The sequence below is a fragment of the Gemmatimonas sp. genome (assembly GCF_044345575.1).
Taxonomy (GTDB): domain Bacteria; phylum Gemmatimonadota; class Gemmatimonadetes; order Gemmatimonadales; family Gemmatimonadaceae; genus Gemmatimonas.
The window spans coordinates 1-10,929 of record NZ_JBIJAW010000092.1; the positions used below are offsets into that span (position 1 = coordinate 1).

Consider the following 10,929-nt stretch of genomic DNA (forward strand, 5'->3'; position numbering starts at 1 on the left):
TAGTTCTCGTCGCTGATCCACTCGTCGGGGGCGTGCGCGTTCTCGCCGGGCAGACCGAATCCCATGAGCAGTACGGGGGCGCCGAGAATGCGTTCGAAGTCGCCAACGACCGGGATACTGCCGCCTTCACCGGTGATGACAGGTTCGCGCCCGAAGGCCGCGGTGAGCGCCGCCTTGCCGGCGTCAATGATGGGTCCCTGCAGATCCGCGCGCCACGGACGGCCACCGTGGAGGTTCTCCACGGTGACCGTCACGCCGGCAGGCGCCACGCGCTCTACGTGCTGCTGCACGAGCGCCGCGATCGTGTGCGGGTCCTGATCGGGTACCAGCCGGAAGCTCACCTTGGCCATGCTCATTGCCGGAAGCACCGTCTTGGCGCCCTCGCCGGTATAGCCGCTGAGCAACCCGTTCACTTCACACGTGGGGCGCGTCCAGAGGCGCTCGAGTGTGGTGTAGCCGGGTTCGCCGCCGAGTGCCGTGACGCCCACTTCGTGCATGAGCTGCTCATCGCTGAACGGCAGCTCGCGCATTTGCGCGCGCACATGCTCGGGGAACGGCCGTACGTCATCATAAAACCCGGGGATGGCGATGCGTCCGTCGGCATCGTGCATCGTGGCGAGAATGCGGGCGAGCGCCATGGCCGGATTCACCACGGCACCGCCGTACATGCCGCTGTGCAGATCGCCGCTGGCCCCGCGCACGGTGATCTCGAGATATGCCATGCCCCGCAAACTCGACAGAATGCTGGGGATGCCCGGCGCGAACATGGTGCTGTCGCTGATCACCACGGCATCGCAGGCAAGACGCGCCTTCTCGCGCTCGAGGAAGGCCTCGAGGTTCACGCTCCCCACTTCTTCTTCGCCCTCGGCGAGGACGATCACGTTGATGGGCAGCGTGCCGCGAGCGGCGAGATGGGCTTCGAGTGCCTTCACATGCAGGTAGAGCTGTCCCTTGTCGTCCACCGACCCGCGCGCGTAGATGCGGCCATCACGCACTTCGGGTTCGAACGGCGGCGAGGTCCATAACTCGAGCGGTTCGGCGGGCTGCACATCGTAGTGTCCGTAAATGAGCAGCGTAGGCGCACCCGCGGGCGCATGGCGCCACTCGCCGACCACAATGGGATGTCCCGGTGTGCGCTCGACGGTGGTGGTGAAGTCGATGCGGGTGAGCGCGTCGGCCACATACTGCGCCGCCGCGGTGCAGTCGCCCTTGTGTTCGGAGCGCGCCGACACGGACGGGATACGCAAGAACGCGAAGAGTTCGTCGCGGGCGCGCGCATCGTTGGCCGCGCAGTACTGGGCGAGATCCGAGGGAATGGTCATCGTCATGGGAGCGAAAGCCACAGAGGTCGCGGAAAGCGCGGAATGCACACCGCGTCGACAGGCAACGTGATCACGGACGTGGGCGAGCAACCGCCAGCCCGAACGCCGTCGCGCCGAACCCCAGCACGAGGCTGAGCAGCACATACACAGCGGCCCGACCGGCACGCCCCTGCTGCACGAGCGTCACGGTCTCGGCCGACATGGCGGAAAACGTGGTGAAGCCGCCGCACAAACCGGTCGTGAGGGCGAGGCGCACCACGGGATCGTGATCCGCGCCGCCGACAAGGCGCGCGAACAGGCCGATGAGAAACGCGCCGACGACGTTCACCGTGAGCGTGGCGAATGGAAACGCGGCGGCGACCGGCGCGAAGGCGAGCGTGGTGAGATAGCGGGCCACCGAGCCCACGGCACCGCCAAGCGCCACGGCCAGCACCGCCGCCAGAGACCACGTACCGTTCATGGTACGGTCGGGTGCGTGGGACTCACGCGTGGTACATCACGGGCAAGGCGATACAACCACACGCGCCGCGTGCTCACTTCGGCCCCGTTGCGCTGCAGGGAGACCAATGCGCCGGGCTTCGATTCCTTGAACCAACCGCCGACGACGCGCGCGAGCGAATCGCCCTTGGCGTCGGCGTCGAACGCCACGACGAGTCCATCACCCGGTCGCACTTTCTGCCACGCGTTGGGCCACACGTCGTAGTGATTGGTACGCCCGCCAAGGTTGAGCGAGAACACGGTGGGCTGGTCCGGCAGGTGGAAGGCCAGCTCGCTCGCATCCTGGTAGCGATCGGCGGCCACCCACTGGTCCACGGTGCCTTCGAGAAACGGATCGCGACGTGCGGCCTGCACCGCGTCAGCAAGCGTACGCCAGCCGTGCGCGCGCGCGATGGGATCCTTGCGCGCCGCGAGCGGCAGCACGGGCGTGAGCGCCTGCACAACGACCACGGCGAGCAACCCGGCAGCCAGGCCGAGCCCTCGCCGCCACCACACGCCGCGGGCCACCGCGGCCGTACTGGTGGCGAGCAGCATCATGGCGCCGGGGTAGATCATGGCCGGCCAATTGGCCTCCACCGGGCGGCGCCACGCGCTCACCGCAAAAAAGCCGAGTGGCGCGACCGCGATGACGGCCAAGGCGAAGCGACGCACCGAGAGGTCGGTGGGCGTGGCGGTATGCCGCGTGCGCCACCCTTCCCGGAGCGCCGCCACCACCACGATCGCCATGACGACGAACAGAATGGGGGAGGCCAATCCAGCCTGGCCCCCGAGCATTTCGAGTTCGCGCGAAATGGGGTTCCCGCGAGAGGCCGGATTGAATCCATGGCCCAACTGGAAGCGGAAGGAGACCCAGTTGTTGAACAGATTCCACGCGACGACCGGCGCGAAGAGGGCGAGTGCGATCGCACTCGCCACCCAGGGACCGGCATCGAGAAACCGTCGCCGCAGCGCCGGATGTACCAGGCACGCGATGACGAGTCCCATGGGGAGCAGCACGGCGGTGTACTTGGCCACGAACGCCCCGCCGAGGGCGAGGCCGGCGGCAACCCACCAGCCGAGGCTTGTCAGCGAGCGCACCGGATGCGCGAGCGCACGCTCCACGGCGAGCAGCGCCACCATGGCGGTGGCAAACAGCGCGGCGTCGGGTGTGGCCAACACGAGCCCGAGGGTCGCGATGGGGAGCAGCGTCATGAGCATGGCGGCTCGGCGTCCCGCCTGCGCCCCTGCCGCGCCCTTGCCGGCCAGCTGCCAGGCACACGCCACGGCCGCGAGGTGCGTCAGCAGCGCCGCGATCGCCGGTCCGGCGCGAACCCCCGCCGTGTTCGCGCCCAGCAGCCCGGTGCCGAGTTTGATGAGCAGCGCGATACCGGGCGGATGGTCGAAGTATCCCGCCTCGAGGCGACGGGACCACTCCCAGTAATAGGTCTCATCCGGCAGCAGGGGGACCGCGGCGGCGAGCAGGGCACGCAGCAGGGCCGCGCCGACCACCCATCCGGCGGTCAACAGCCACTGCGCGGTGACGTCGCGTGGCCGCGGATGATCGGGGTGCGCTTGGGTCGTGGGCATCGCTGCACAAAGTTGGCGGGTACCGTGGGCTCTGGCTACGCCCGCCGGCCTCCGACGTGGTTGCCAACGCGGGGGGCGCACCGGGGGCGCGGTCGACGCCGCTTGCCGGTCCGTACCCGTCTGGTCAGGTTGCAGGAGCGGACGAATGCCCGATCCGTGCCCACGGCGTGACGGTTACGGCTGCCTGTGACTGGGCGTCTTTCTGTGGTATTCCCCCGGCGCGCCCTTCGGTGCGCCGATTTCCACTCTTTGTTTCCAGGACGGAGCTGCATGCGGGTCGCAGACCGAATTGTGTCGTTTTCCCGCGGTGCCCGGCGCATGGGTACCGCTGCGCTGGTGGCGGGGCTTGCCATGAGTGCCGGGTGCCTTGATCTCAAGCCGCCGGCCGCCTGTTCGGTGACGGTGGCGCCAGCTTCCCTCACGCTCCCAGTGAACGGGGCCGCCACGATCGTGGGCACCGCGTTCAACTGCGACGGCAACACCATCCGGAACAAGCGCGTCGCGTATTCGTCGAGCAACGCGGCGGTCGCCACGGTGACCGCGGAAGGGAACGTGATTGCCATCGCCGTGGGGACCGCCACCGTTTCTGGCACGGCCGACGGCAAGAGCGCCTCGGTGCAGGTGACGGTCACGCCTGAGCAGGCGGCCTCGGTCACCATCACCCCAACGGTACTGACGCTCCGTCGCACCAACACGCGCCAGCTGGTGGCAGTGGCGCGCAATGCGCAGCAAACGATCATCAGCGGCCGCGCCTTCCGATGGGCGTCCAGCAACGCCTCGGTGGTGTCGGTCGATCAGACCGGTCTTGTCGCCGCTGTCGCGCCGGGGACCGCCGTCATCACGGCCGAATCCGACCAGACGGTTGGCCAGGCCACGATCAACGTGACGGAGATCCCGATCGGACGATGCACGTTGTCGCCGGCCACGTCGCGACTCACCGTCACGCAGACCATTCAGTCAACGCTCACGCTCTTCGACACGGCCAACACGGTCATTCCGAATCTCGGGCGCACGATCGCGTGGACCAGCAGCGACGAAACAGTCGCCACGGTGTCGGGATCCGGGTTGACGCGCGCGATCAAGGCGGGAAGCGCGACGGTGACCGCCTCCCCGGTGGAGAATCCGCAGATCACCTGCAAGTCGGATCTCACCGTGGTGGATGCGCGCATCGTGAACCTGGTCATCGGACCACGTACCGGCTCGCTGCGGATCGGCGTGCCGCGAGGTTTCGGCGCGGCGCTGCTCGATTCGACGAACGCGCAGGTTCCGCCCGGCCGCATCGTCACCTGGAGCACGAACACACCGCAGACGGTTCAGATCACGCAGGCCGGCATTGCCACCGGGCTCGCGATCGGGCCCGCCCGCATCATTGCGACGATCGATGGCGTGGCGGATACCGTCACGTTCAATGTCACGCGCATTCCGGTCGCGACGATTGCGGTCAGTCCGCTGCAGGTGAGCGTGTTCGAGGGACGCACGGCCACGCTCACGGCCACCGTTACGGACTCCGTCGGCAACGAAGTGACCGACCGTACCATCGAGTGGATCTCGGGCGACGTCTCGCGTGCTACCGTGACGCAAGGCGCCCGCTCGACCACCGTGTCGGCGCTCGCGGCGGGAGCGGTGAGCATCGCAGCGACATCGGAAGGACGCGTCGGGCAGGCGACGGTGGTGATTCAGCGCATCCCGGTCGATACGATCGTGACCACGTCGACCGCCGTATCCCTCACGCGGGGTGGCCAGTCGCGCGTCACGATCCAGCTGCGTGACGCCCAGGGGAACCAACTGTTCAACCGCCTCGTCCAGGTGACCAGCTCCGACGCCAATGTGGCGACCGGCTCGCAGTCCGATGCGACGAGCACTAGTATCACAGTGTTCGGCGCGAATTCCGGCTCCGCAACGCTCACCATTCGTGCGCTGAACTCGGTCGGACAGGCTGAGGGTAAGGCCACCACGATCACCGTCACCGTCCAATAGGACGGACTGCATCACGAACCAACGGGTAGGGCCCAACCGCGATGACCCAAAACTCGGTGGGCCCCCGCCCGTCGTTCCTGCGTGATCTGTTCGCCGGCGACATTAATGAGTCGCTGCTGTTCCCCTTCCCGGCTACGCTCGACGCCCGGGATCCCGACGAGGCGCGCACCGTACACCGGCTGGTCGATGCGGTGAATGCGATGGTGGCCTCGGGGCTCATCGATGCGCGCCGCTTCGATGAACAGGAAGGGATCGACGAGGCGGTCGTTGAAGCGTTCGCCGCGGCGGGGCTGTTGGCCCTCACCATCCCCAAGGCGTACGGCGGACTGGGGCTGTCGGCGAGCGCCTATGCGCGGGTGTTCGGTGCCGTGGCTTCCATCGATGCCTCACTCGGGGTGCTCATCGGTGTGCACTGTGGGCTGGGGAGCAAGGCCATCGTGATCGCCGGGAACGAGGCGCAGAAGGCGCGCTATCTCCCGGGACTCGCGCGCGGCGAAACCCTGGCCGCCTACGCACTCACGGAGCCGGAGACGGGTTCTGATGCGCAGCATATCGTGACGCGCGCCGAACGGAGCGCCGACGGCACGGGGTGGGTGCTCAACGGCCGCAAGCACTGGATCGGCAACGGCCAGCGCGCTGGCGTCCTGGCGACCTTCGCGCAGACGCCGGTAGAGCGGAACGGAGAAACGGCATGGCGCCCCACGGCCTTCATCATCCGTCCCGACATGCCCGGGTTCCGCGTGGACGGCACCATTCGCAAACTCGGGATCCGCGCCAGTACCCAGGCCGAACTGGTCTTCGAGAATCTCTTCGTGCCCGACGACCACGTCCTCGGCGAGGTCGGCAAGGGATTCCGTGTGGCGGTGAACGCCCTCAACGCCGGACGCCTGTCCCTCGCGTCGGGGTGCACGTCGGCGTGCAAGAAACTGCTGGGTGAGTTCACGCGGTACGCCGAAGCGCGCACGCAGTTCGGCGGCCCGCTCGCGAGTTTCGAGATCACGCAGCGCAAGATGGCGACGATGGCGAGTGAAACGTACGCGGCCGACGCCATGGTGGGCGCGCTTGCAGCGGCGCTCGACCGCGACGACGTGGACGCGTCCCTCGAAGCTGCCTGCGCGAAGGTGTTCTCGAGTGAACTGGTGTGGCGCAGCTCCGACGAGCTGGTGCAGCTGGCCGGCGGTCGTGGCTTCGTGAAGCCATGGCCGTACGAGCGCTACCTGCGCGACGCGCGCATCAATCGCATCTTCGAGGGGGCGAACGAAATCCTTCGTCTCTTCGTGGGGCTCAATGGTATCCAGGGGCCGGCGGAAGAGCTCAAGGAAATCGCCGGCGCACTCAAGAACCCCATTCAGAACTGGGTGCTGGTCTCGAGCTTTGCCGCCGGGCGTGTCGCGAGTGCCTTCGGCAAGCGTGATCGCTTCCAGACCACGCTACACACCTCGCTCAAGCCGCACGCCGAGTATGTGGAGCAGCACGTGGTGGAGCTGTCGAAGGCCACCGCGAGTGCCATCACTACGCACCGCAAGGAAATCCTGCAGCGTCAGCTGGTCGTGGAGCGGTTGGCCGACATGGCGATCGAGTTGTACGCGCGCTGCACCACGATCGCCCGCACGCAGAAGCTCATCGAGGAGCGTGGGGCCGACGCGTGTGCGCGCGAGATCGCGCTCACCGAGTTGTTCTGTCTGCAGTCGGGGCGCCGTTTCCGCGCGGCGCGCATGGAACTCGAGGGTGGCGCGGGTGAACAGATCGACGATCTGCGGCGCGACATCGCGCAGCGAGTGCGCGACGAGGCCGGCTATGCGTCGAGCGACGCGCTGATGGACGTGAACGTACCGCCGTTACCATCGTGGAGTCTGGTGCGCGACGAGCAGCAGGCGGCGGTGGATCGGATTAGTTCGTAACTGCGTTCAGCAACCCAACCGGGCACTATGCCTCGTTCTTCAAGAGTCCCAGCTTGAGCGCGAACTTCACGTAGTCGGTGCGGTGCGTGAGGCCGAGCTTCTCACCGATGCGCTGCTTGTATGTGTCCACCGTCTTGGGCGAGATGGTCAGATGCTCGCCGATTTCCGGGGCGGTATAGCCCTCGGCCACCATCTTGAGCACCACCTGCTCGCGATCGGTGAGCTTGTCGAAGCGGGTCCGCTCCTCGGCATTGCCGTCGCGTTTCGCGAGGCCGCGCGCCAGCGCACGAGCCGCCGTCGGTTGTACGTACACATCGCCGGCCGCCACGGTGCGCACGGCATCCACGAGGTCGCGGTCGGCGACCGACTTGAGCAGGTATCCACCCGCGCCCGCCTCGAGCAGCGCCACGAGGTGCTCGTCCTCGGTGTGCATGGTCAGCACCAGCACGCGGCGCGTAGCCGGCTCGTCGTGGTGCTGCACCCGGTTGGCGTTGGCCTTCTGCAATTCACGCGTGGCCGTGAGCCCGTCCATATCGGGCATGGAGAGGTCCATCACGATCACATGCGGATTGAGACGCTCCGCCAGCGCGAGGGCATCCTTTCCGGTGCCCCCTTCGCCAACGACGGTGATGTCCTTGGCAGTGGAGAGGACGGCTTTCAATCCGGAACGGACAATCTGGTGGTCATCCACCAAAATCACTCGAATCAAGTCGGGGCGCATAAGTTGCAAATTACGCCCCAGATACAACCTCGGGGAAGGGTAACGCCGACGGATACGGTCGCGTGCTACGGCTGGTCGGCGCCGAACACCGTTTCCCCGCGCTTGAACACACGGAACAGGTACACGAAGCTGGGCAGCAGGATGACGGTACCGACCCCCAGCGCGCCGAGGATGAGCTGCAGGGTGATGCGAGGGGCTGCGAGCTCGGTGATGGTGCGATCGGGGGGGATGAGCCACGGAAACTGCGTCCACGCCCACCCCCAGAGGATGAACGACGCCTGGGCCGCCGCCGCCAGCCGGGCGATCTGAAAGCGCCGCGTGGACAGCGCCCAGATGGAGGTCGCGGCCGCGCACGCCGTGATCACGTGCATGATGAGCGCCGTCCGTCCGTTGGTCAGCCCATCGAAGAGGAGCGGGTTCTCAGCACGGGCCACCGCCAGCGTGGCGAGCGCCGTGAAGAGCAGGGCCCCCTGGGACTGCAGGGCGCGCCGCCGAAACACGTTCCGCAGTGCCCCCTCGGGCGCCTCGACGGTGAGATAGCTGGCCGCCAGAAACGCGAACAGCAGCAGCGTGAGCAGCCCCACCGCCCACGGGAAGGGGGACGCGAACCACGGGTCGACGAAGCGGGCTGCGAAGGACAACGTCGCGGCCTCGCGGGCGCTCCGCAGCGGCAGGGCACCGCTCGAGACGGCACCAAGGCACACACCAAGCACGATGGGGGTGAGGAGACTCGCCACCGAGAAGATGCGCCCCCAGCGGCGCTGCACGGCGTCCTGCTTGCTGTCGTAGGTGCGGAACGTAAAGGCCGATCCGCGCAGCACCACGCCGACGAGCATGATGGTGAGTGGCACGTGCAATTCAGTGGCGAGGTGCGCGAACGCCTTCGGAAAGCAACTGAAAAGCAGCACGACCACGAGGATGAGCCACACGTGGTTGGCTTCCCAGATGGGGCCAATAGCCTCGGCGATGAGCGCGCGCTGTTCGTCCCGCTTGTCGCCACGCGCGAAGAAATCCCACACGCCGCCACCGAAGTCGGCGCCGCCGAGGAGCACATACATGTTGAGCGACAGCACCATGACTCCGGCCACGATGTGCGGGAGCGTCCAGGTGAGTGCGGTGGGAGGCGTCACGACTTGGGCGCGGGGACGGCGCCGGTGACGCGCGAGGGGATGGGCAATTCGCTCGTGACCCCAAGCGGGATCAGCGTGACGCCGGTCTTGAGGATCTGGCGCCACAGGAGAAACACGACCGCGATGGCGAGGCCGATGTACAGGACGCTGAAGAGCGCGAAGGTGATGCCGAGCCCCGGCATCGGCGTCACCGCTTCGGCGGTGCGCATGACCCCCTGCACGATCCACGGTTGGCGTCCCACCTCGGTGACGGTCCACCCGGCTTCGAGGGCGATGAAGCCCAGCGGGGCCGCCATGACGAGCGCCAGGAGGAACCGGCGGTCATCGGGCAATGCCACGCCGCGGCCGCGCCGGCGCTGCCACCAGCGCCAGGCTCCGAACAACGCCAACGTGGCCATCACCGTCCCACAGGCCACCATGATCTGAAAAGCGAGGTGCACGATGGCGAGCGGCGGACGATCCTCGGGCGTCACGCTGTCGATCCCCTGCACCACCGCGCGGCGATCACCGTGGAGTAACAGGGAAAGCGCCCCGGGAATCTCGATCGCCCCGGTGTGCTCGAGCGTCGTCGCGTTGGGCCACCCGCCGATCACGAATGACGCCGGCCCCGTACGCAGATGCCCTTCCATGGCCGCGAGCTTGATGGGCTGACGCTTGGCGACGTCGCGCGCGCTCCAGTCGCCGCTGAGCGGCTGCAGCACGGCAGCCGGCAACCCGATGGTGAGGGCGATCTGCAGTGCGGCCCGATGGAACGCGCGATGCAGCGTGCCGCGCCAGAGTGCGTACGCATGCACCCCGGCGACGGCAAACCCGGTGGCCGCGAACGCCGCCAGCGTCATGTGCACGACCTGCGGTCCGGCCGCGTCGTTGAACATCGCCGCCACGGGGTCCACGTTCACGATTTCGCCGTTGACGAGCTCGAACCCAGCCGGCGCGTTCATCCACGCATTCGCGCACACCACGAAGGCCCCGCTGAGGGCGCCGCTCACCGCCACGACGACCCCCGCGGCGAAATGGGCGCGCGGCGGAATGCGCTTCCAGGCGTAGAGGTAGATGCCAAGGAAGATGGCTTCGGTGAAGAACGCGAAGCCCTCGAGCGAAAACGGCATGCCGATGATCGCGCCGGCATGCTCCATGAACGTGGGCCAGAGCAGCCCGAGCTCGAAGCTCAACACCGTCCCCGAGACGGCGCCCACCGCGAACAGAATGGCTGTGCCCTTGGCCCATCGCTTGGCGAGTTCCAGGAGTACCGGGTCACGCGTCCGGAGCCACCGCCACTCGGCGATGACCATAAGCGCCGGCATACCGATGCCCACCACCGCAAACACGATGTGAAACGCCAGCGACATCGCCATCTGCGAGCGCGCGAACAACAGGTCGGACATCATGGGAGATCAATGCCCGAACGGACGCCCCCGTTCCGCCGGCACGGGGCCGCCGACACGGGGCCGCCGGTACGTCCCGCACGACGAGCCGTTCGGGCTCAGGTGCGCGCGGCGCGCACCTCGCCGGTGCAGCGGCCGAACCCGATCCGCGCACTCCCCTGCCCGGCATGGGCCGTCAGGGTGACCTCGTCGCCGTCCTCGAGGAAGCCGCGCTGCTCGCCGTTCGGCAACGCGATCGGTTCGGCCGCACGCCAGGTGAGCTCCAACAGACAGCCACGGCTGCCCTTGTCGGCCCCGGATATGGTCCCGCTGCCAAGAAGGTCGCCGGGGCGCATGTTGCACCCGGTGCTGGCGTGGTGCGTGAGCATCTGCGCAAAGCTCCAGTACAGATCGAGCGCACTGCTTCGCGAGAGACACACGGCCGGCTCA

General features: G+C 67.6%; 9 protein-coding genes. 2 read left to right on the forward strand and 7 right to left on the reverse strand.

The window, feature by feature from the left end; translation table 11 throughout:
* The 3 genes from ACIQ6O_RS07605 to ACIQ6O_RS07615 form a co-directional block, all read right to left on the reverse strand.
* A partial coding sequence (locus tag ACIQ6O_RS07605) for a dipeptidase (protein WP_396207177.1) occupies window positions 1–1,322 on the reverse strand: 1,322 nt, incomplete at its 3' end.
* A gap of 70 nt (window positions 1,323–1,392) precedes the next feature.
* Window positions 1,393–1,782 carry a fluoride efflux transporter CrcB gene (gene crcB / locus ACIQ6O_RS07610; RefSeq protein WP_396207178.1) on the reverse strand — a complete coding sequence of 130 codons (390 nt, stop codon included), beginning with the start codon at window positions 1,780–1,782 and terminating at the stop codon, window positions 1,393–1,395.
* Window positions 1,779–3,386, reverse strand: a complete 1,608-nt coding sequence (locus ACIQ6O_RS07615) for a glycosyltransferase family 39 protein (protein WP_396207179.1) — start codon at window positions 3,384–3,386, stop codon at window positions 1,779–1,781. Before ACIQ6O_RS07615 ends, crcB begins: the two co-directional genes overlap by 4 nt.
* Window positions 3,387–3,704: 318 nt before the next feature.
* Here ACIQ6O_RS07615 and ACIQ6O_RS07620 point away from each other — a divergent pair, with 318 nt between their 5' ends.
* The gene (locus ACIQ6O_RS07620; protein WP_396207180.1) at window positions 3,705–5,363 is read left to right on the forward strand and encodes an Ig-like domain-containing protein; all 1,659 of its coding nucleotides are present in this window, start codon (window positions 3,705–3,707) and stop codon (window positions 5,361–5,363) included.
* Window positions 5,364–5,404: 41 nt separating this feature from the next.
* A complete protein-coding gene (locus ACIQ6O_RS07625; protein WP_396207181.1) occupies window positions 5,405–7,264 on the forward strand; it encodes an acyl-CoA dehydrogenase family protein in 1,860 nt (619 codons plus the stop codon).
* 25 nt (window positions 7,265–7,289) lie between these two features.
* Here the strand turns inward: ACIQ6O_RS07625 and ACIQ6O_RS07630 are convergent, their stop codons facing one another.
* From ACIQ6O_RS07630 to ACIQ6O_RS07645, 4 genes are all read right to left on the reverse strand, one after another.
* Window positions 7,290–7,985: a response regulator gene (locus tag ACIQ6O_RS07630; protein ID WP_396207182.1), complete on the reverse strand. Its 696-nt coding sequence runs from the start codon at window positions 7,983–7,985 to the stop codon at window positions 7,290–7,292.
* Window positions 7,986–8,050: 65 nt separating this feature from the next.
* On the reverse strand, window positions 8,051–9,115 hold the full coding sequence (locus ACIQ6O_RS07635; protein ID WP_396207183.1) for a cytochrome d ubiquinol oxidase subunit II: 1,065 nt from the start codon (window positions 9,113–9,115) through the stop codon (window positions 8,051–8,053).
* Window positions 9,112–10,500, reverse strand: a complete 1,389-nt coding sequence (locus ACIQ6O_RS07640; RefSeq protein WP_396207185.1) for a cytochrome ubiquinol oxidase subunit I — start codon at window positions 10,498–10,500, stop codon at window positions 9,112–9,114. The genes ACIQ6O_RS07635 and ACIQ6O_RS07640 overlap by 4 nt, the downstream gene beginning before the upstream one ends.
* A gap of 98 nt (window positions 10,501–10,598) precedes the next feature.
* A partial coding sequence (locus ACIQ6O_RS07645; protein ID WP_396207184.1) for a fumarylacetoacetate hydrolase family protein occupies window positions 10,599–10,929 on the reverse strand: 331 nt, incomplete at its 5' end.